We start from the raw sequence: 22,294 nt of genomic DNA on the forward strand, positions 1-22,294 counted from the left end.
TCACGGCAACAAACTCCGTACATCAATGGGCGTATCTTCACGCTCGTGGCTTCCTTTGGGTTTGCCATCAGTTGCCATTCCTGTGACACGATAATAATTATAGTCAGGGTATTTGCCTGTACCGCTAATGAGTAAATGCTCTTTTTCATACAGCAGATTTTGGCGGTTGTATTCGCCCAATTCAAAATCAGGGGTCAGCTGAATGGCGGTGGTTGGACACGCTTCTTCGCACATACCACAAAACACACAGCGACTAAAATTAATCTGAAAAAACTCAGGATACCAACGCCCATCTTCTCGCTCGGCTTTTTGTAGGCTAATACAGCCCACAGGACACGCCACCGCACACAAATTGCACGCCACACAGCGTTCATCGCCGTCTGGGTCTCGTGTCAGCACAATCCGCCCACGAAAACGGGGCGGTACAATCTCGCTAGCAGGCACTTCTGGGTACAGCACCGTATCACGGGGACGAGTGGCGTGGCTATTTACCATCCACATAGAACGCACAAGGGTAAAAATGCCCACCGCTGTGTTTTTTAAAGTTGCAAACATTTAATTCACCATCAAAATAAAAAACGCCGTGGCAAGCAAATTGACCAGCGTTACAGGCAAACACACTTTCCAGCCAAAATTCATCACTTGGTCATAGCGTGGACGCATAAGCGACCCACGAGCCAAGACAAACAAAGTCATAAAAAACAACGTTTTAATCAAAAACCAAAACACAGGTGGCACAAAGGGAATGTGTAGATTAAAAGGTGCAAGCCACCCCCCAAAAAACAGGCAAGTCATCAAGGCACTAATGAGTACCACATTGACATATTCGCCAATAAAAAACATACCAAACTTCATACCAGAGTATTCCACATGGTAGCCTTCTGCCAATTCTTGCTCGGCTTCTGGTTGGTCAAAGGGGTGGCGGTGCGTGACTGCCACGCCTGCCACCACAAAGGTCAAAAAGCCCAAAAACTGCGGTATCACATTCCACACGCCCACTTGTGCCTCTACAATATCACGCACATTGAACGACCCTGCTTGTGCCACAACCCCCATCAAAGACAAGCCCAAAAACACTTCATAGCTTATGGTTTGGGCAGCACTTCTTAATCCACCCAATAGCGAAAATTTGTTGGCAGATGCCCAACCGCCAAACATCACCGCATAGACTGCCAAGCCTGCCATTGCAAAGAAAAACAACAAGCCAATGTCCCAATCTGCCACCCCCAAAGTGGGCGACAACGGAATAATGGCAAAACTTGCCAAAGCGGTAAACATCGCAATGGCAGGGGCAAGCGTAAACATAAATTTGTCGGCAAAATTGGGTGTCCAATCTTCTTTAAAAAAGATTTTGAGCATATCTGCCACAAGTTGGAGCGAGCCTTGCCAACCCACACGGTTTGGTCCATAGCGGTCTTGCCAAAGGGCAAGCATTCGCCGTTCATAGACAATCATAAGGGCTGCGGTAATGACAAGCCCCAAAAAAATGACCACCGCTTGCACACCCAAAAACAGCCAAGACCACGCTTCAAAGCCAAGCACGCCACTCAAAAAAGACGGCACATCAGGGACAATTCTCATTGGGCTACTCCTGTACTGGTGTTTGGTGTGCTGGTGTTTGGTGTGTTGGTGTTTGGTAGGCTTGCGGTCGTGTGTGGCAAAGGCATCACTTGACTGGCACTCAAATCCACCTTGACCGTTTGGTTTTGGTTGTTAAAGGTGTCGGTTTTGCCATTGGTGTTGATAATGGCAAGGCTTGGGGCGCGCTTGCCTGCCACCGCCTGCACCCTTTGGGCGTACATCGGCACAAACACAGGCACATCGTCCACTTGCTTGACACTGGCAGGCAAATAAGCGTGTAACGGCACAAGATTGGCAATATAGCCAATACAGCCGTCCGCCACATAATCACACACCGCCACAGGCAGGACAATGCTTTGCTCGTTTTGGTCAATTTGTAGCAAAGTGCCGTCTTTTAGCCCCCACAATTTGGCATCGTCGGCATTGACCCAAAAACAAGCAGCTTTGATTTGGCTTGCCACCACAGGACTTGATGCCACCAACGCATTGGACGCAAACAAATTGTACATCGGCACCAGTTTGGCACGCCCTGCAAACACGCTACTGGCAGGGTATTTATGGACGGTTTGGGCGGTATAATGCGTGTCGGTTTTGGGCAAATAATCAAACAAGCGAATGCCCACATCACCGCCTTTTAGGTTGCCACCGACTTTGGTTTGTAATTTGTTCCACGCTTGTGGCGAATTCCACCCTGCACTCCACGCAAAAGGAATCACAGACGCATCGGTTTCTTCGCCCACATAGCCTTCCATTGAAAAGGTCAAGGCAGAATCGGCGTCCTTAGGTTGCATTGGTTCGTGAATGGAGAGTTTGGCACGCAGTGATGTCCGCCCTGAATAACGGCGTGGCTCTCGGGCAATTTTTAGTCCTGTAATGCGATAATCAGACAAGGGGGCAACTTGTTTGACAAGTGCCAAATTGGGATTGACGCTTGCCAATTCATCAAGCAATTCATCAAAATGTGGCACGCCCTGCCCTTGTCCCTGTCTTTGCCCGTGTCTTTGTCCTAGGGTATCACCAATGGCAAACAGCCACCGCCACGCATCTTTGATGTCGGTGTGGGGTAAATAGTGCTTTTTGTCATACACGGCAAAATACCGCTGAGCTCGCCCTTCGGCAGACACCAAAGTGCCATCGCCTTCGGCAAAAGACGCCACAGGCAAGACAAAATCGGCACGCTCGTGCCAGTCATAGCGTTGGTGGTCAAGCACAATCAATGTATGGGCAAACAGTTTGTCTTTTTGGCTTTGGCTAAACCCTGCCAAGTCGTTTTCTAGTATCAGCGCCACTTCAAAGTCGCCTGCCAGCACTTCTTCTATTGGCTTACCGCCAAGCAAATCCAGCCCCACGCTATTGGCACACGGCAATACCATATACACACCTGCTTTGTCGGCATAAGACTCATTTTGGGCAAGGCTGTGCATTGGCTTACGCACACGGGCTTCGTCTTTGACAGGCAAATCGGTGGCAGGGTGTTCAGGTTTGGCAAGCAGTTCTGGATTGTGGGTGGGGGTGTCGGTTTGAGCGGATAATTTGGCTTGTTCTACTTCTAAATATTGGCGTTCGGTCACTTTGATTTGGGTGCGTTTTTGGCTTAACATTTGGCAAATGTAGCCTGTGGCATTGACAATGGCAGACGATTCAAGGCTTGTGCCTGCCACCACGAGTGGGCGGTCTGCCATCAACAAATCATAGGCAATATGGTGTGCCAAATAATCCAAACTGTCCCACGCCTTGTCAATGTCGTTTGGGTGCAAATTGGCGGTATGTTCTTTGGCAAAAATCGCTTCTTCATCTTGGACAATTTGTGCCAAATCATCGCCAAAACTTGCCAATACATCGCCCACTTTGTAGCCCAAAGTGGCAATCTCTTCAATGTCTGCCACGACAGCGGTTTTGGCAATGTCGGTCAGTTTGGTGTCTGCCACGCTTGCCACATAAATGGGGCTGTACTGGTTTTGTCCAATGCGTTTGACAGGCTCGGCAAGCCATTCTTGGGTTTTTAGGGCGGTCGCCATTTGCACCGCTTTGTTTTTGGCAGCTTGGCGGATAGACAATGCCACACGGCTGGCGGTTTGGGTAACATCTTCGCCCAATACAAGCACGCAATCGGCTTTTTCAATTTGTGCCACGCTGACATTATGCACGCTGTGATGACGAAGTAGCGACACGCTGTCTGCCACAAGGCGTTGGCTGTGGGCGGTCTGCCCTGTGCTATAATGTGCATCGCCCACCAGTGTTTTTAGGGCATAATTGCTCTCCAAACTGGCATTGGGACTACCAATACCAATCACGCTTTTGTTTTTTAATAACTGTGCCACACCGTCTAGGGCAAACTCACTACTCACCACGATATGCGTGCCGTTTGCGTGCGTGCCTTGCACTTTGGTTTTTTCAAGCGGTGCAAGTGGACGGTTTGCCAAATTGACATAGCCATAGCCAAACCGCCCTTTGTCGCACAAAAAATAGCCATTGACATCAGGGTTGTAGCGGTTTTCAATGCGTCTTAATTCGCCATAACGCTCGCCTGCTGAAATGTTGCACCCTGTGGAACACCCTGCACACACACTGGGGGCGTATTGCATATCCCATTTGCGGTTGTAGCGGTCAGAGTGGGTTTTGTCGGTAAACACCCCTGTAGGGCAAACTTCGGTCAAATTGCCACTAAACTCACTTAACAATTGTCCGTCCGTCTCACGCCCAAAATACACTCGGTTGGCGGACGCATACACGCCAAAATCCGTGCCACCTGCATAGTCTTTATAAAAACGCACACAACGATAACACGCAATACAGCGGTTCATCTCGTGGTTGATAAACGCCCCCAAATCTTGGTTTTGGTGGGTGCGTTTGACAAAGCGATAACGGCGACGGTTATGCCCAGACGCATAAGTCATATCCTGCAAATGACAATGCCCCCCTTCTTCACAAGTGGGGCAATCGTGGGGGTGGTTGGTCATCAGATATTCCACCACACGCTTGCGAAAAGCCAACGATTCGTCATCGTCAATAGAAATATACAGGTCGGTGTTGGTTGGCACCATACAGCTCATCACGATGCGACCACGCCCTGCTTGGCGGTCTTCTTCATTGTTGTACTGCTTGACGGCACATTGACGGCATGAACCGACCGACCCCAAGGCAGGGTGATAACAAAAATAGGGAATATCTAACCCCAACGACAAGCACGCCGACAACAAATTGTCCGCACCGTCCGCTTCATAGACCTTGCCGTCTAGATAAATCTTTGCCATTATGCGTCTCCTTGTGCCTGTGCTGTTGGCGTAACTGTGGGGGGTGGCGTATGGGTGCTGATTTTGCCGTCAAATTCGTGCTTAAAGTATTTTAGTGCCGACATCAAAGGCTCCATCGCTCCTGGGGCGTGGGCACAAAAGGTTTTACCCAGCCACAAATCTTTTGTCAGCTCGCCAAGTTTTTCCACATCGCCGTCTTGCCCTTGCCCTGTGTTTAAGGCGTGCAAAATCTTGACCCCCCACGGCAACCCATCACGGCACGGCGTACACCAACCACAGCTTTCACGCTGAAAAAACACCTGTAAATTGTGTAATAATTTGACCATATCTTGGGTTTCGTCCACCACCATCATCAGGCAAGTGCCAAGCCGTGAGCCTGCTTTCATAATGGGGTCAAAGTCCATTACAAGGTCAAGATGTTCATCTTTGGCGGTCAAAAAATCGGTACTTGCACCCCCTGGTAGCCACGCTTTTAAGGTCAAGCCGTCTTGCATACCACCTGCCAGTTCAATAATCTCTCGTGCGGTATAGCCAAAAGGCAACTCCCAAAGCCCTGCGTCTTTGACACGCCCAGAACACCCCATAATCTTGGTACCAGGGGTGTCAGATTTGCCTTTTGCCTTGGGCAAATCCAAATACCACTCCACGCCATTGACCAAAATGGCAGGCATATTGTTGAGTGTTTCTACATTATTGACCACGGTAGGACGACCCCACGCCCCAGAAACTTGCGGAAAAGGCGGTTTGGTGCGTGGGTTGGCTCGCCGTCCTTCCAAACAGTTTATCAAAGCGGTTTCTTCGCCACAAATATAACGCCCCGCCCCTGTGTGAATGTGCAAATCAAAGCTAAAATCGGCGCCAAGAATATGCTCACCAAGCAGATTATTGGCGATACACTCGTCCACCGCTTTTTGCAAGCGTTCCGCCGCCAAAATATATTCGCCACGGATAAAAATATAGCCCACACTTGCCCCAATGGCATAGGCGGTGATGAGCATTCCTTCAATCAGCTGAAAAGGCAGTCGCTCCATAAGCAGGCGGTCTTTAAAAGTGCCAGGTTCCATCTCATCGGCATTACAAATCAAATAGCGTACGCCACCGTCTGGGGGTGTCATAAAGGTCCATTTAAGACCTGCGTTAAAACCTGCCCCACCACGCCCACGCACATTGGCGGTTTTTATCATCTCGCCCACCTCCTTTGGGGTTTTGGATAGGGCGATTTTAAGTCCGTCAAAGCCTTGCAAACTTTGATAATCGGCTAAATTTAGCACCGCATCAAAATGTGCCAAGCGAAAAGTCAACGGGTGGCTTTTAATGGTGGGCAGTTGTCCGTCTGCCAAGCCCACGCCCCAAATGGGCGTTTTTTGGCGGTTTAATTGACTGGGGGCAAGTCCGTTTTGGCGTGCCGTGATTTGGCTTACCAAATCGGCTTTGTTGTTGGTTGTGTGATAGTGCATTTGGCTCATTGTATCGTGCATTGGCGTATCATTCATTGATATTGCTCCAATAACTTGGCAACTTCATCTGCCCCAATCGGTCCATAAGTGTCTTCATCAATCAAAATGGCAGGGGCTTTGTCGCAATTGCCCAGACAGCAAATGGGGAGCAAAGTAAAGCGTCCGTCTGGTGTGGTCTGACCAAAATCAATGCCTAGTTGCCTTTTTAATTCGTCCGCCACCGCTTCAAAGCCAGTCAAATAACACGCAATGGAATCGCACAGCAAAATAATGTGCCGTCCCACTTTTTGGCGGTAAATGCGGTTAAAAAAAGTCGCCACGCCTTCCACATCAGAGACAGCGATAGACAACATATTGGCAATGGCAAGCACTTGGGCATCGTCCACCCAACCGTTGCGTTTTTGCACAAGTTTTAAGGCATCAAGCACCGCCGCGCGTGCCTGCGGATAATGATGAATGTATTCGTTAATACCGTCAATTTCTTGGGGCGTCAAGATGGCGGACACCGCAACTTTGGGGGTCTGACTGGTTACAATTTTCATAAAAGACCTTTTTTATGAACAGCTTGCCGAAGCTGGCTACATCTGCTGGCTAAATTCGTGTATTATAACATAAACTTACACAGTGTTGCGTTCAAATTTTACACAAAGTTACCGTGCAAAATTTTGTGTAAGTATTTAGTAAGAATTATTCTTATTTTGCCACCGTCCACCGTGCTATATCCTTTTGCCACTCTAAAAGATTTGGTGCTATTTTCAAATAGCTAATTTCAAATACTTGACAAGTTTTGGCCAGTTTAGTTTTGGCTTATATTTGACTGCTTTATTTGACTGCTTGGCTGTTAATCACTTAACGCTAACTAATTAACGGTTAATTGCTTGACCGCTTGACTTTATGGAGCTTGGCTATTGGTTTTGGTTATTGTATGGACTTTGATGATTTCATTGCTTTTGGTTATTTCATTACGGTATTCGCCGTGTTGTTAGCTGTTTTTTTGATAATGGGTTGTTTTAAGTTGCTAATTTATTGCATTTGTTTATTGCATTTGTTTATTCATTAGACTTCCTGCAAAACCCCAAAGTTAAGGAAAACCGTTCGTGGTGAGCTTGTCGAACCATAACGGTTTTCCGCCACCCTTCAACAAGCTCAGGGCGAACGGAAAACCTAGTATCGCAGGAAATCTAATAATTGATATAGATATATATATTTACCCAAAAAACTTATCCAAAAAAAACAAAAAAACGCACAAAAGCGTTTTTTGTGCGTTTTGATATGAGCTGATTTGCTTATTTTAGTCTAACTACTGTGTTAAATTTCTACTATTGTAGATATAAATGGTATTTGACAAACAGCTTTTAATAAACAGCGTTTAAGCACCCATTTTGACAACCGCTTCTTTGGTTGTCCAAAGGTCATTGGCAATGATACGGTAATTAATCAGTGCCGCCAAATAACCGTCGCCCTCAGGAATGCGTGGTCCTGCGGTGGCATCTTTAATCACCGCCACTTCAAAACCTTGCTCCACCAATTCACGCAAATGCGATTCAATACATAAATTGGCTGCCATACCTGCCAAAATGACTTGGTCAATTTTATGCTTGCGTAATTGCAATACCACATCGTTGGTCTCTGGCCCAAAAATTTTGTGTGGCGATGCGATAACCGTTTTGCCGTCATAAATATATTTTTTGTAGCGTTCAACAAAATCTGCACCAGACCCCTCAAAACCCTCCATTGTATAAGCCCCTTTGCGAGCAAACATATTGGTTTTGTGCATAAAGTTTTCACCTGGTGCCATAAATTGCCACTGATGGTCGGTGGGATAATAGTAATGTGGCGACACAAAAACAGGCATATTCACTTTTTTTGCGGCTTTAAAAAGCGTTTCTATATTTTCTACGGTGTTATTTTGTTGAATACTGTCTTTTAAAACCTCCCACATCACACCATTTGGGCTTAAAAAATCATTTTGTGGGTCTACCACCACCAAAGCCACTCGCTTAGGATTGATGGTCATGCCAGGTCGCTCCAACCCATACTGTTTTGGTTCAGCATAGGGGTCGGTTGCTGTGGCTGTGGTTGTCTTGGCGTTCGCATTACTGCCAATGCCCAACGCACCCATTACACCAGCTGCCATTGCGATTGTACCAAAACCCAAGGCATCACGGCGGTTTTTGTCAATCTGCACCGCATCATTTGCGGTTGGCGATTGGTCTAAATCTGTGTTTTGCATAACTGCCTCTCAATAAAATACTGTTAATTAAAATACTGTTAATTAAATACTGTGAATAAACTCAACACTATTCATCAATCAAATACTGCTGATAAAAAAACAATCAATTTAAAGATAAGTTTATTATATTTAAACCCAGATTATCTTTAAACCCAAAATTTTTTAAATTCAGCCCTCTTTGATTGTAGTCATTTTTAAATTTGCTATCTTTTAAAGTCAGTATTCTTTAAGTGTTAAAAAATACTGACCCAAGCTCTTAGTACAAATCTTTTATTTATGCGATTCTATCGCTTCCAAAGCTCGCAAGGAATACGCATAAGCAGCCCCTGCATTCAATGAAATGGCAGTTGCCAATGCCCCTGCAATCTCAGAATCGGTTGCACCTGCGGCTAAGGCTTTTTGGGCGTGTACGCCAATACAGCTTTCGCAACGAGTGGTTATGGCAACAGCGATTGCAATAAGCTCACGGGTTTTTTCGTCCAACCCTTCGGCGGCGGCTGCACTGTCCAAAGCCTGATAGGCTTCTAGCATTTTTGGGTTGGTTTTGCCCAATTTACCAAAAGATTGTTTGGTGTGATTGGTGATTTGTTGCCAGTCAGCAAAAGACATAATAGTCCCCTTATTAAAAATTAGTTTTTGATTAACCACAATATTCAAGTATAATTGCATTGCGGTGGTGCTATTATAAAGATTTTTATTTGTTGTACTTACCCTTTTGTCTCAAAAATTAGTACAATTAATCCATTTGGGGGATTGTATGCTAGGTAGCTTATTAACGCTGGCACAACTTCGTGCAGGCGTGCATATGGATTGTCGCTTGGGCGGTGAATGGCAGATAGACCAACAGCCCACAGCAGGGCAAATGATGTTGCATATCGTAACCAAAGGGGCGGTAAAACTTGCGGTAAAAAACACAACTCACATTTTAAGAGCAGGTGATATTGCCTTGTTTTGTGGGATAAACCACTGCATACAAAATGCCAATGCTGACACCCATCGCTTGGTTGATGCCACTTGTGCTATCCAAAGTATGTCAGGGGCATTTTTGGTCAATCAAGTTGGCAACCAGACCGATTGCACAATGCTGTGCTTAAATTTTTATGCCGACAAACACAGTAGCTTATTGGCAAATCTGCCAGATTTTTTTATTGTAACCTTAAATGAACAAACACTGCATCCGCTGGTAAAGTTAATGAGTGATGAAGCTCAAAACCCCAATCAAATTGGCAATGCGTTTTTGGTGGATAATTTAGCCCAGTCAATACTGGTATATGTGTTGCGTGCTTTGCCTAATGAAAAATTAGGTGGTGTATTAAAGGCACATCAGCACCCTAGGCTGTCAGAATTGATTACCCAAATTGCCAATAAGCCTGACGATGATTTTAGCATACCTGCAATGTGTAAAAAATTGCATTTATCTCGCTCAACACTCATTCGGCTATTTCAAAAGACATTGGGTGTCGCACCGCATACTTTTGTCAAAACGATGCGTCTTGAATATGCCGCAAGGCTTTTGCGTACCAGCCAGCAGTCGGTATTACAAATTGCCATTGAGACAGGGTTTGGCTCACAAACCCATTTTAATCGTGCATTTAAAGCACATTATGGCGTGTCTCCAAGCACTTATCGCCTAACGCCAATATCAATGCAATGACATCAAAATAACAAAAGCCATTTAACAGACTTTATATGCTACTAATGCGATGATAATGCCAACCCCACCGCACGCTGTATCACAGGGTCGTTTTTGGCGACATTGACATCGGTGGGGAGCGTAAAGTTTGGCGGATTTGCCACCAGTACATCAGGCTGTGTGCCAACAATGGCATTTATCGTGCCGTCTGGGGCAATCCCAAGCTGTTTGGCATAGCGGACAGCAAAATGGGTGTTGGGCAAAATCGCAATCATTGGGTCAGTGCCTACACCATCGCCACGAGTGGGCGTCCCCACCAAAGTGGCAAACTTTGTGTATTTGGCAAAAATCGCCAAAGTTTCTGCCGAACTGTACACATCGGTGTCCACCAGTAGATAAATTTTACCGCCAAATCCAATGCCGTTTGGGTCCATATCCACACGCAAAGGCTGAATTTCTTGATAGGCAAATGTATCCAAAATCCGTGCCAAATCTGCCGACACAGGCAACGCCTTTGCCACCTGCGTGCGGTCAATGTCGGTCATCGTGGGGCGAGTGGCTTTGTAAGCGTCCATTTGCGTGCCTTTTTTAAAAAAGCTATACAAATCAAGCGATAAGGGGCGAGCTGTGATGGCAGGCAACAAAAACTGCGTCCAATAGCGGGTGTCGCCCCCTGTGTTGGTGCGAATATCCACAATCAAAGCAGGGTAATGCTTGATTTTTTGCAAATAACGCATCACAGCGTGGCGTTCGTCCGTATCCAGTAGACTCAAATGGGTCAGCTCACGCACCGACAAATAGCCCACCTGATTGGGCACAACATCAAACATCTGCACATTGGCAGGCACAGCAATTTGGGCATCAATTTTGGCGATTTTTTCACGGCGTGCTTGTTCTTCTTGGGATTTGGTTATACCAATTTCGGTGGCATAGGCTTGTTGCAAGCGTTTATCACGAGTCAAATGGGTATAAATCTGCCAGCGATAATCGTCGTGCTTGCTTTGACTATAAATGCCAATGGCGTATTGCACATCGGCTTTGGTCATCATATGGGTGTGTTCGTTGTCCAATTTGGCAAGCACATCGTTTAACAAAAAGAAAAACTCGGTGGGATTTTTTGCCTGCATAATATGGGCTTTGTGCTTGGCATAATCGGCAACAAAATCATAGCCTGTGGCGTTTTTTTGGGCTTGCAATAAGGGATATTCTTGCTTGATTAAATCAAACACATAGTCAAAATCTTCTGCTTTTTGTACATCAAAGGGCTTGGGATTGGGTTTGGGGGCTGGGTCATAAAATACCCAAGCGGTGAGTGCCAATAATGCAATGATTAGGGGTAAGACAATGGTTTTTTTCATTTTTTAACCGTTCAATATAAAATACTGGTTTATAATAAATCACGCAGTGAACTTATTACCCCAAAACAGGCAAACAATAATAACACCACCGCCGATAGTGTCATACTGACTTTGATAAAATTATCATTGGCAATTTTGGCAAACAAATAAGCGTATAATAACAATAAGCCATAATCCAATACCACCCAAGTCAAAGTTAATATCACTGCTGAGATAAGCTTATCATCAGCGACTGCAAAAAACAAAGGAAAAAATCCAACAAAAAACAAAATGTCTTTGGGGTTGGCAATGCCCACCAAAAAGCCTTGTTTGATATAGCCAATCGTGGATAATTCTTTATCATCTTGTGCCAATTTTAATTGATGAATGGTTTGGCTGTCTTTAAATATACCATAGGCAAAATAGGCAATATACAAAGACCCAAACAAAGTCAAAACACGCAAATAATCTTGATTAACGCCTACCACGCCAAATAACGCCAAAAAAGAGATACCAATCAATATCAAAGACGCCAAATTCGTGCCAAAAATAGTGGCAATGCTCGGCAACAATCCGTGTGTCGTGGCACGACTTGCCACCATTACCATAACAGGACCTGGTGTGGATAAAAACACCACCACAGCGATGATAAATCCTAGCCAAAGTGTATAGTCCATTATTTCTCCATTTATCCAAAAACTAAAAATTGGCAGTCGGTAATTATAATACACCCACAAATCCATTATAACCAATCTTTAATGCCAAAATGAATAGTATGCCAAAAACAAGTTGTTTAAAAACTGTTTCACTAATTTTATTTCTTAGCCAAATGCCAATATATAATCCAATAATGGATAATATCGTAAGCAAAAATATTAAACCATATTCACGATTATTTAATAATAAATACTGGTCTTTTAGCATATAAATTTGAACAATCTTCGCCAAAAGATAACATAAGTTGCTTGCTTTTGCTATACGATTTTTATCGTCTGTTTCACTAAATAAAAATATTAGTAATATAGGGGACATTGCATTGGTCGCACCACCAATGATTCCTGCCAATAGTCCAAAAATTATCATATTTTTAGAGTTGGCAACCACTTGAATGGTTTTTGTTTTTTTGTAGATACCCAAAAGACCATTTAATGAATAATACAGCGTAACACTTGCCATTAATACAAATAGCCAAGATATTGGAAGCACCAAAAGCAGTTTTACACCCAAAATACTGCCAATCACACTACTAATCGCAAGTAATTGATAGGTTTTTAAATAATAAACAATCTCTTGCCAAAAACTTTTTTTGTTATTGCTACATAAAACCAACAAACTCATCAAAAGACTGGGTAATGCTACCAATGCCACAACTTTTGATAATGGCATTACAAATGCCAAGGCGGTTGTGCCAAGCATTGGAAAGCCCATTCCCGTAATGCCGTGCAATATGGCAGCGACAATAAAGACAATAGATTGTATTATTTGTTGCAAGGCAGTCCCTTATGCAGTATTTTTTATTGATTTACAATGCTTTATATTGTATTTTTTATCAAAATTTTATTGCTTGCAGAATATGGCTTTGATTGATAATACACTTTTTTTGACAAATTTAAGACTTGATTTTAAACTGCTATCAGTTTTTGAAAAAAATGGTGTGTGGCATACACCTTTTTTACAATTGGCTTTTTATTTTGATTTTTGATGTTTGGCAATCACAAAGATAATGGCAACGACACAAAATAAAACGATGATTAAATAATGCCACATACCGCTCACTTGATACAATAAGCCACTTACCACAATACAAGCGGTAAAAATGCTGATTTTTAGAGCTGTTTGATTGCCTTGTAAATGGGTCTTGGTGTTATTTGAGATAGTTTTATTGGCAAGCACAGACATCAAACCAACAACACCAATAATAACAAATAAAATCAAGCCAAATACTGTTTTGCTAAGCCCTCCATTTTCATATAAATACACACAATAGCAAAAAACCAAAAAGCTAATACCACTCACAAGATTTATGAGTAATCTACCCATAAACATATCTTAGATTTTAAAGGGTGTGTATTATGCACCGTTTTTTACCAAAATTATCTGTTTAATTTTGATAAATATTAAATTAAAAACAAAATAGACTTCCTGCGAAACCTTTAAATAAGGAAAACTGTTCGTGGTGAACTTGTCGAACCATAACGGTTTTCCGCCACCCTTCGACAAGCTCAGGGCGAACGGAAAACCTAGTATCGCAGGAAATCTAATTAAATTTATTTTTAACTTTGGTATTTTAAGGGTGCGTGGTACGCACCTTACTTCTTGCCAATTTTTAATTAGCGACTATTGGCAAATTCACGGTCAAATTTATAATCCTTTGGCAAATGAATTTTAATGGTTTTAAAAACTTCTTTCATTGTTACCTTTGGATTATATATGTATAGGATTTTTTATTGCTATCATTTGGTTTAATTTCTTTCATTTTCATCATTATTAAATCGTAAGGTGTGTATTACGCACCTTACTTACTAATTTTCCGCACGAAAGTTTTTGCCCAACAATTCGCCAAGCCCTTGATAATGGCGAAAATTATAAATAAGCGGTTGCCATTTGTCTGGGTTAATTTTATCATCATCAAAAATTAAATTTTCTAAGACGTGAACTTGCACAATTTTTAATTCAATAATGACATAACCGTTTCTTTCGTGAATGCACTCAATAACACACTCGGCTTGCAATGGGCATTCAGCAATTCTTTTTGGTTTAATTTTTAATGAATTTTGTTCAGTAAATTCGCCAATTGCAAATTTATCATCACAAAATTGATAACTTTCGTTTACAGCACTTTTATTAGCAGTAAACGGAGCAATTTTTTCTATTTTTTGCCACAAAGTTTCATCAGCAATATTTAATACCACTTCTTGACAAATTTTTAAATTTTGATAAGCTTTTCCTTGCGTGCCAAGCCCAATGACCACATTATCCCCCAAACACCAACTGGACGAAATGGGTGTAATATTTGTTTTATTATTTTCATCAATGGTTGTTAATAAAATTACAGGAAATCCATAATAAAACATTTTGGGGGAAATTGGTTTGTGCATTACCATTTACCTATCACAATCCGCCATTACAATATCAATACTTGCCAAATAAATAATGGCATCGGATACCAAAGAGCCGTTAATCACAGACGGCATTTGTTGCAAATGGGCAAAGGTGGGCGTGCGAATGCGTGTGCGGTAGCTCATCGTGCTATTATCCGACACCACATAATAGCTGTTTAGCCCCTTGACCCCTTCTACCATACAAGCACTCTCGCCTGCTGGCATCACAGGACCCCACGATACCGAGATAAAGTGGTTAATGAGTGTTTCAATGTCTTTGAGCGTCTTGTCTTTGGGCGGTGGCACCGCCAGTGGGTGGTCGGCTTTGTAGGCACCTGATGGCATATTGTTTAGACATTGCTCAATAATTCTTAGACTTTGGCGAATTTCTTCAATTTTGACCAAACAGCGGTCATAGGCATCGCCGTTATAAAACACTGGCACTTCAAAGTCAAAATTCTCATAGCCCAAATAGGGGCGAGCTTTTCGCAAATCAAACTCCACGCCTGTGGCACGCAGACCTGCCCCTGTTACCCCCCACGCTAGGGCGTGTTTGGCATCGTATTGGGCAACCGCTTGCGTGCGTCCTTTTAGCACCGTGTTGGTCATTGTCGCCTTAAAATACTCATCAATGCGTTTTGGCATCCAATTCAAAAACTCTCGCACAAGGCGTTCCCACCCATTTGGCAAATCCATCGCCGTACCGCCAATCCTAAACCACGCAGGGTGCATACGATAGCCTGTTACCGCTTCAATGATGTCATAGGCTTTTTGGCGGTCGGTAAACATATAAAACACTGGCGTCATTCCGCCAGCGTCTTGAATAAAAGTCCCCCAATACAGTAAATTATTGGTAATCCTAAACAACTCACTCATCATAATGCGAATGGTGTTGGCGCGCTCTGGCACACTGATGCCTGCCAATTTTTCCACCGCCATAATATAGGGCAACTCATTCATCACCCCACCCAAATAATCAATGCGGTCGGTATAAGGAATGTACGAATGCCAAGTTTGGCGTTCCGCCATTTTTTCCGCCCCTCGGTGATGATAGCCAATGTCAGGAATGCAGTCCACCACTTCTTCGCCGTCAAGCTGTAACACCAAGCGAAACGCACCGTGTGCCGATGGGTGGTTGGGGCCGATATTCAAAAACATAAAATCTTCATCACGCCCAGAGCGTTTCATTCCCCACTCTTCTGGCACAAAACGCAAATTTTCTTGTTCAAATTCTTGTTTGGCAGAGTTCAAAAAATACGGCGTAAATTCGGTCGCTCGTGCGTGGTACTCTTTACGCAACGGGTGTCCTTCCCAGTATTTGGGCAATAAAATGCGTGTCAAGTGCGGATGTCCGTCAAACACCACGCCAAACATATCCCACACTTCTCGTTCATACCAGTTGGCATTGGGATAAATTTGCGTGGCACTTGGGATATGCTCGCCATCTTTTAACGCCACCTTAATGCGAATGTCCGAGTTTCTCTCCAAGCTCATTAAGTGATAAAACACGGTAAAATCGCTGGCTGGCTGTCCATAGCGGTGCTTACGCAAACGCTCGTCAATACAAGACAAATCCACAAGCATTACAAAGGGTTTGGGCAGTTTACGCAAATACAAAAGCACATCAAGCACTTGCCCACGCTCCACCCAAATGGTGGGAATGCCGTCTGCCGTGTCTTGAACGGTTAAATTGTCAAACTTTGCATTAAGCTCGGTTAAAATCTCAAAATCGTGAATGTGGTGAATGCTCATAATACCAACTTTTGTTTGTGTTTGTTTGCTTGCGTGGTGCTTGCGAGTTTAAAAATAATTGGGTTAAAATTTATACCATACAGTATTTTTTAATTGTAAGGTGCGTATAACGCACCGTTTAAAATAGCAACTTTCAATTAAGTCCAATCAAAAGTAAATAAAACAATTTTACTAATTGGTTCATACAATAAAACAATCCAGTCCGCCCCATCACAACCATAATTATAAGCAGGTACGCTAGCAATAAAATAGAATGGATTATCGTTATGACTAATTATCAATCTTTCATCATCATCCCAATCGCCAAAAAACGCTTGGGGCATTTCTAAACCCGATGACCAATTTCCAGCATTATTTTCCAATTCACCGCCAACGCTCTCCAACCAATTTTCTCTTTCGGTCTCATCATCAGATTTTGCATTCCAATTATCCGCCAAATAACCATTTTTGGCATAAAATTCTTTAATCGCTTGATATTTTTTTATGCTTTTGGCAATGTCTTTTTCAAAACTTTCATTAACTTCATCGCCGTGAATGGGACTTCTTATAAAATAGCCTTCATCGCCCAAAAATTCATAACGATTGTCATCGGTTAATCTAAACGCCAACCAATTTTCACCCGTAAATTCATTATGAAATTCGCCTGTCCAACCGCCAATTACGCCGTCTTCTGGCTCAAATGGGTTTATCATATGAACCACTTGACCACGCCATTCATAATTAATCATTCCCAAATCAATGGAAATGAGTGGCAAAAAGTGTTCTTTTAACCAAGATTGGTGTTCTACAAAAATTTTATCAATACTTGGAAATGGAGTTAAATAACCATTCAATGTTTTAACATTTCTATAAATTTGGGGTTGGGTAAATTTTTGTACAATCAATTCAGAAACACTCAAACCCAATTCTTTGGCTTGATTGATAATAACTTCTTCAATATGTTTAGGAATATCAATAACCATTTTTTAGCCTTCTTGTATTAAAATTCATTGGGTTTTTAACAAATACCCAATCCATCGCTTAATAAACTTCCAAACCCAAACTTTTAGCCAATTCTAATAATGTGGGTCTATCGGATTTTTTAACCAGCCAAATGTTAATATCATCACCACCACTTTCCAAACCAAACAAACTATATTCTGTTTGATTTTCCAAATGATTGATAATCACATTGATATCGCCCAATACTTCTTCGTCATCAACAAAGAATGCTTGATTGATACGCTTGCCAATATAATCACACAAATCTTCAGAATAAAAACGCCAATCATCATTATGATAATCAAAATTTTCTGCTAGTAAATTAAACAAATCATAAAACTCATCATATTCATTTTCTTGATAAGTATGTTGAATGTCATTTAATTGTTCATCACTTAATTGATAGCAGTGATTAAGCAATTTTAAAAATTTGGCGAATTTTTCTGGGTGTTTTGGTAAACTCATTGTTAAACTCCAATTTTATTCCACATTATCAGGACTTCTTAGATTTTTAACCGCAATGCGTGTTTCGTTTTTACGGTCTCGCTCAGGCGTCATAATCGGCTGATACACACCTTGCATTAACTCCAACCTAAGTAATAATTTTTATAACTTTCAGCAACTTCATCACCATTTAATTCTTTGACAATATCATATAATTTTTTATTAGAACTAAAATCAGTAATATGCACAAACACACAAACACGCTTATCATTATGAATTGATTTTAACGCATTTAAACAGATGTTAAGAAATTCGTCTTCATCAAACTCATCATAATCCTTACTGTTCAAAAAATCAGTAATATTTTCTATATTAAAATTAAAAGCCTTATCATCAAAACATTCATCTTGCCATTCTGCGGTGTTCCAATAACATTCATCACAAGCTTTTTCATTTTTTAAATCATCAAAAAATTCATTGTTATTCACCGCAATCAAAAATGTATCAAAACTCTCATCAGTAACAATCGCAAATGATGATAAATCTGGATATTTTTCTTTAGCAAGTTGATAATAAAATGCAACCGCTTGATAAATATCATCTTGAATTGATTGTATCATAGTTCCTATTCCACATTATCAGGACTTCTTAAATTTTTTACCGCAATGCGTTCGGCATTTTTTCTATCCCGCTCTGGGGTCATAATCGGCTGATACACGCCTTGGTCAAGATGAATGCCAAGCGGTCGGCGTTCTTTTTGAATGGACTCTTGCAAAAGCATAATCGCTTGAATCACCGCTTCTGGGCGTGGCGGACAACCAGGGATATAGACATCCACAGGCAGGATTTTGTCCACGCCCTGCACCACCGAATAAATGTCGTACATACCGCCAGAATTGGCACACGCCCCCATTGAGATGACCCATTTGGGTTCAAGCATTTGCTCATACAGACGCATAATCACTGGTGCCATTTTGACAAAACAAGTGCCAGCGACAATCATCACATCGGCTTGGCGAGGGGAGGCACGAATCACCTCCGCCCCAAACCGAGACAAATCGTGCACCGCTGTCAAAGTCGTGGCATATTCCACATAGCAGCAGCTTGTGCCAAAGTTAAACGGCCACAGTGAGTTTTTGCGTCCCCAGTTGGCGGCGGCGTGAACCAGATTGTCCAAATTACCCATAAAAACCGAGTTTTCTACTTCTTTTTCATCCACCGTTTGACGGCTGATTTTAGGATAAGTGTCTTTGTCCAAATTGGGGCGAGTAAAAGTGTATTTCATAGTGGCTCTTTTGGCTTAGAATAAATGGCTAAAATTTGGCTAAGAATATGGTTTGAAAAATCAAACCGACTTTTTAAAATCAATACTGGTAATCTGCCCTGTGGTATTGATATGGTCAATGTTTGCCATATCGTGCTTGTCTTTTTCAAGCAGTGCTTGCAAGTCTTTTCGCCCTACAAAAATACGCCCAGACGATTGGGCAGGCACTTTGCCAGTTGGGTCGGTGTGCAACTCATCAATCGTGGTAAAGGCGGTAATGCTGGCTAGGTCAAAACCCTCAGGGCGTGCCAAAATGCGTGGTTTTTTGCCCCGTTTGTCGGCAGGCGCCCAGTTCATCGCCCCCAATTTCATCTCATACACAAGCCCCACAAACAAAATGCCAATAAAGGCAGCAGCAGCGGTAAAGCCTACCCACCCCACTTCACGCACGCTGACCGAGTAAGCATACAAATACAAAGCTTCCAAATCAAAAATCACAAAAAAAATCGCCACCAAATAAAATTTGGCGGACAAGCGAATGCGCGCAGAACCTGCAGGCTTAACCCCCGCTTCAAAAATTTCGTGTTTTTGATTGCCTGATGAACGCCCACCCAAAAGGCGTGGTATGATGAGCATGAACGCCACAAGTCCTGCTGCGGCAAGTAGATAGATAATGGCTGACCATTCGGCTGACATGAATCACCCCTGCGTGATTTTTTTGAATGATGAATTCAAGGGCGGTCAAACCTTTTGACACGCCCAAATTTGGGACGCATTATACCATAATTTGGCATATTACTCATGAAAGATAGCAATTATTTTATAAGTTTTGCCAATAAACAAGAGCAAAAAAGCACCAAACTCAACAGCTTATTGGCTGATCACTTGTGTGCCTTTTGGTACGCTAAAATCAAACTGGCTGGCGTTTATTTTTTTATTAATACTGATGTTGCTAAACTTAACGGTGGTCTGTTGTCCTGACAAATCCAAAACAATGATTTGTACAGGCTTATCATCATAAAAGCTGATGTACAATTCACTAAACCCTGCATTGGCAGATTTTGGCATGAGCTTGAAATAGTTTTTGGCACTGTTGGGCTGAGTGATATGGAAGCTGTCTGCAATTTTATCTGGATTCCCTGACAGCAAAATTGCAGGCGTATCCCCAATTTGATTGGCGATGGATTGTTTGATGGCTTGGCCCAAATCAGGGTCATACACCCACATGACCGCATTGTTGGCGATGATCAACTGATTGGCTGGTGACTTGGTCTCCCAGCGAAATTGATCATAACGCTGAACCGCCATCACACCACTAAAATTGGTGGTTTTCTTGCCTGCCTTGGTCGTTTGGGTGAAGTTGGCTGTCATAGAATTGGTTGCTGATAGCAGAGCATTTAAGTTTTTTACCGCCATTTGCTGGCTATCAGACTGGGCGGTGGCTGGCAATGCCAACAAGGTAGTTACCAAAACTAAACTTGTGCTTAAAAATTGTTTTAGCCCTAAGGCTTTTGTGATACCAAATTTTGACATGAATTTCTCCAAATACAGCTGATTATGCTGCTTTATTAGACATGATAAATCATATCCGTGATTGTGCTACTTTTATCTTTATCTATAAACCACATGAATGATGCCTATTATTATGTATCATGCGTCAGTTATCAACAAAAAAATACGCTGATAGCATCATATCGCTTAACTTAATTTTTAATTCAATCTTGCAATCTTAAAATTAATTTGAAAGTTAATCGTAAAATCAACAGCTCAAATTAGCATTGTGCATCATATTCATATTGGTTATCATTGATCATATTGCCAGTTTTTCTTGTTGCAATCTACTAGAAAATTGCAACCAAAAGAAGTGAATTGTTACAGATTGGTCAATCATTTGGCCGGTGATGATTGTGTACCCAAAATATATTCATTAAATCAAACATGATTGGTTATTTTGCCATATTTTTTAATTAATTTTTTAATTTTTTTATCATGAATGCCTAAAAATAAAACAAAAAAAAGACAAGTCGATAGACCTGTCTTTTTTGTTTTGATCCACTTAAATGTGATGATCATGACTGGATTAACCACATCTTTTAATCAAAATATAAAAAAGTTGGGTTAATCGCAGTCGGTGGCTTGTACCTGGCATACCACCAGATACAAGCTTTAGTAGGTTAATCAATAACACCACTGATGGCGATACGCAGACCTGCACTGCCTGAGGTACCAGCAGACATACCGCTAGATAGCGACCAACGACCATTATCTGCAGTTTTGCGAAGAGATACAGCCACCGCTTGTTGACCACCATAGTGTGCTGCACCTACCGAGTAGGTCCATTTGCCTGGTACTGATGCGGCTTCTGAGAATGCCATCGCTGATGCGATACCTGCTTTGGCACCTTTATCCACCTGACCGATACGAGTATCCATTTTGTTAATGCCGCTATAGATTTGCTGTTTTGCACTCTCTAGCTGCCCCATGGTTACTGCATCGGTAGCATCACGGCCATCGGCAACATTGGTGATACGGTTACCACCGTTGTTCAAGCCATTTTTGGTGAATCCAATCAGTGGGTTTGTACCGTTTGTAATGGTTAGGCCATCTTTACTAAGGGCAACCTTAGTTGCGTCAACCTGAGCATTACCAGCGTTAGAACCAGCATTGTTATCGCTTGATGCATCGGTGATAACTAAGCCATCTTTAGAAAGCGTAATCACTCGATTATCAGCGTTTGATTGGCCAGAAGTACCCTTGCCACCCAAGATGGTTATGCCATTGGTGATGGCCATACCATCTTTAGTGACGCCTTGGAAGCCACCAGTGTCACCTTTATCACCTTTAGGACCTGCTGGGCCAGTGTCACCTTTGTCGCCTTTAGGACCTTGAGGACCTGCTGGACCTTGAGGACCACCGGCTGGGCCTTGTTCGCCACGCTCGCCTTTAGGACCTTGTGGACCGGCATCACCTTTAGGACCTGCTGGGCCAGTGTCACCTTTATCGCCTTTAGGACCTTGAGGACCTGCTGGGCCTTGAGGACCACCGGCTGGGCCTTGTTCGCCTTTTTCACCACGCGGACCTTGTGGGCCTTGAGCACCAGTGTCACCTTTGTCGCCTTTAGGACCGGTATCACCTTTATCGCCTTTAGGACCTGCTGGACCTTGAGGACCACCGGCTGGGCCTTGTGGACCTACAGGACCTTGGGCACCAGTGTCACCTTTATCACCTTTAGGACCTGCTGGGCCAGTGTCACCTTT

General features: G+C 42.7%; 20 protein-coding genes and 2 pseudogenes. 1 reads left to right on the forward strand and 21 read right to left on the reverse strand.

Annotated features, from left to right (window positions below; genetic code table 11):
• The 7 genes from nuoI to R0123_RS08400 all read right to left on the reverse strand — a co-directional run bounded on the left by nuoI (position 1) and on the right by R0123_RS08400 (position 9,134).
• Complete coding sequence (nuoI, locus tag R0123_RS08370; RefSeq protein ID WP_323842326.1) at positions 1-555, reverse strand: NADH-quinone oxidoreductase subunit NuoI; 555 nt, start codon at positions 553-555, stop codon at positions 1-3.
• The gene (gene nuoH / locus R0123_RS08375) at positions 556-1,581 is read right to left on the reverse strand and encodes an NADH-quinone oxidoreductase subunit NuoH (protein WP_323842325.1); all 1,026 of its coding nucleotides are present in this window, start codon (positions 1,579-1,581) and stop codon (positions 556-558) included. It abuts the gene before it with no gap.
• Entirely contained in the window at positions 1,578-4,835 is a 3,258-nt protein-coding gene (gene nuoG, locus R0123_RS08380) for an NADH-quinone oxidoreductase subunit NuoG (RefSeq protein WP_323843736.1), read from the reverse strand. The genes nuoH and nuoG overlap by 4 nt, the downstream gene beginning before the upstream one ends.
• Positions 4,835-6,292, reverse strand: coding sequence for a complex I 51 kDa subunit family protein (locus tag R0123_RS08385; protein ID WP_323843751.1), 1,458 nt, complete (start codon positions 6,290-6,292; stop codon positions 4,835-4,837). Before R0123_RS08385 ends, nuoG begins: the two co-directional genes overlap by 1 nt.
• 32 nt (positions 6,293-6,324) lie before the next feature.
• Positions 6,325-6,834, reverse strand: a complete 510-nt coding sequence (nuoE, locus tag R0123_RS08390; protein WP_323842323.1) for an NADH-quinone oxidoreductase subunit NuoE — start codon at positions 6,832-6,834, stop codon at positions 6,325-6,327.
• Positions 6,835-7,661: 827 nt separating this feature from the next.
• Positions 7,662-8,525, reverse strand: coding sequence for a cysteine hydrolase (locus R0123_RS08395; RefSeq protein ID WP_323842322.1), 864 nt, complete (start codon positions 8,523-8,525; stop codon positions 7,662-7,664).
• A 270-nt stretch (positions 8,526-8,795) separates the two neighbouring features.
• Complete coding sequence (locus R0123_RS08400) at positions 8,796-9,134, reverse strand: carboxymuconolactone decarboxylase family protein (protein WP_323842321.1); 339 nt, start codon at positions 9,132-9,134, stop codon at positions 8,796-8,798.
• Positions 9,135-9,282: 148 nt separating this feature from the next.
• Between R0123_RS08400 and R0123_RS08405 the strand changes: the two genes are divergently transcribed.
• Positions 9,283-10,179, forward strand: coding sequence for an AraC family transcriptional regulator (locus R0123_RS08405; RefSeq protein WP_323842320.1), 897 nt, complete (start codon positions 9,283-9,285; stop codon positions 10,177-10,179).
• A gap of 41 nt (positions 10,180-10,220) precedes the next feature.
• Here the strand turns inward: R0123_RS08405 and R0123_RS08410 are convergent, their stop codons facing one another.
• The 14 genes and pseudogenes from R0123_RS08410 to R0123_RS08475 all read right to left on the reverse strand — a co-directional run.
• Positions 10,221-11,516 carry a S41 family peptidase gene (locus tag R0123_RS08410; RefSeq protein WP_323843737.1) on the reverse strand — a complete coding sequence of 432 codons (1,296 nt, stop codon included), beginning with the start codon at positions 11,514-11,516 and terminating at the stop codon, positions 10,221-10,223.
• 29 nt (positions 11,517-11,545) lie between these two features.
• The gene (locus tag R0123_RS08415) at positions 11,546-12,172 is read right to left on the reverse strand and encodes a LysE family translocator (RefSeq protein WP_323843738.1); all 627 of its coding nucleotides are present in this window, start codon (positions 12,170-12,172) and stop codon (positions 11,546-11,548) included.
• A gap of 43 nt (positions 12,173-12,215) precedes the next feature.
• A complete protein-coding gene (locus R0123_RS08420; protein ID WP_323843739.1) occupies positions 12,216-12,986 on the reverse strand; it encodes a sulfite exporter TauE/SafE family protein in 771 nt (256 codons plus the stop codon).
• Between the two features lie 195 nt (positions 12,987-13,181).
• Complete coding sequence (locus R0123_RS08425; protein WP_323843740.1) at positions 13,182-13,535, reverse strand: hypothetical protein; 354 nt, start codon at positions 13,533-13,535, stop codon at positions 13,182-13,184.
• A gap of 482 nt (positions 13,536-14,017) precedes the next feature.
• Positions 14,018-14,593: a flavin reductase family protein gene (locus R0123_RS08430; RefSeq protein WP_323842317.1), complete on the reverse strand. Its 576-nt coding sequence runs from the start codon at positions 14,591-14,593 to the stop codon at positions 14,018-14,020.
• A gap of 6 nt (positions 14,594-14,599) precedes the next feature.
• Positions 14,600-16,357, reverse strand: a pseudogene (gene nuoC / locus R0123_RS08435) (NADH-quinone oxidoreductase subunit C/D); the annotation flags it as partial.
• Between the two features lie 128 nt (positions 16,358-16,485).
• Positions 16,486-17,310, reverse strand: a complete 825-nt coding sequence (locus R0123_RS08440; RefSeq protein ID WP_323843741.1) for a hypothetical protein — start codon at positions 17,308-17,310, stop codon at positions 16,486-16,488.
• Between the two features lie 58 nt (positions 17,311-17,368).
• Positions 17,369-17,794, reverse strand: a complete 426-nt coding sequence (locus R0123_RS08445) for a DUF6630 family protein (protein WP_323843742.1) — start codon at positions 17,792-17,794, stop codon at positions 17,369-17,371.
• Positions 17,795-17,809: 15 nt separating this feature from the next.
• Positions 17,810-17,911: pseudogene (locus tag R0123_RS08450) on the reverse strand (NADH-quinone oxidoreductase subunit B); the annotation flags it as partial.
• Positions 17,911-18,393, reverse strand: coding sequence for a DUF4303 domain-containing protein (locus R0123_RS08455; RefSeq protein WP_323843743.1), 483 nt, complete (start codon positions 18,391-18,393; stop codon positions 17,911-17,913). The gene R0123_RS08455 and the pseudogene R0123_RS08450, both read right to left, overlap by 1 nt.
• Positions 18,394-18,398: 5 nt before the next feature.
• Positions 18,399-19,058, reverse strand: coding sequence for an NADH-quinone oxidoreductase subunit B family protein (locus R0123_RS08460; protein ID WP_323843744.1), 660 nt, complete (start codon positions 19,056-19,058; stop codon positions 18,399-18,401).
• A 60-nt stretch (positions 19,059-19,118) separates the two neighbouring features.
• Positions 19,119-19,733 carry an NADH-quinone oxidoreductase subunit A gene (ndhC, locus tag R0123_RS08465; RefSeq protein WP_323843745.1) on the reverse strand — a complete coding sequence of 205 codons (615 nt, stop codon included), beginning with the start codon at positions 19,731-19,733 and terminating at the stop codon, positions 19,119-19,121.
• A gap of 174 nt (positions 19,734-19,907) precedes the next feature.
• Positions 19,908-20,570 (reverse strand): outer membrane lipoprotein chaperone LolA, encoded by a 663-nt coding sequence (gene lolA / locus R0123_RS08470; RefSeq protein WP_323843746.1) that lies wholly within the window; start codon positions 20,568-20,570, stop codon positions 19,908-19,910.
• A gap of 641 nt (positions 20,571-21,211) precedes the next feature.
• Positions 21,212-22,294, reverse strand: a 1,083-nt coding sequence (locus R0123_RS08475) for a YadA-like family protein (RefSeq protein WP_323843747.1), incomplete at its 5' end; no start/stop codon positions are given.

The organism is Moraxella sp. Pampa (genome assembly GCF_035181385.1).
GTDB lineage: Bacteria > Pseudomonadota > Gammaproteobacteria > Pseudomonadales > Moraxellaceae > Moraxella.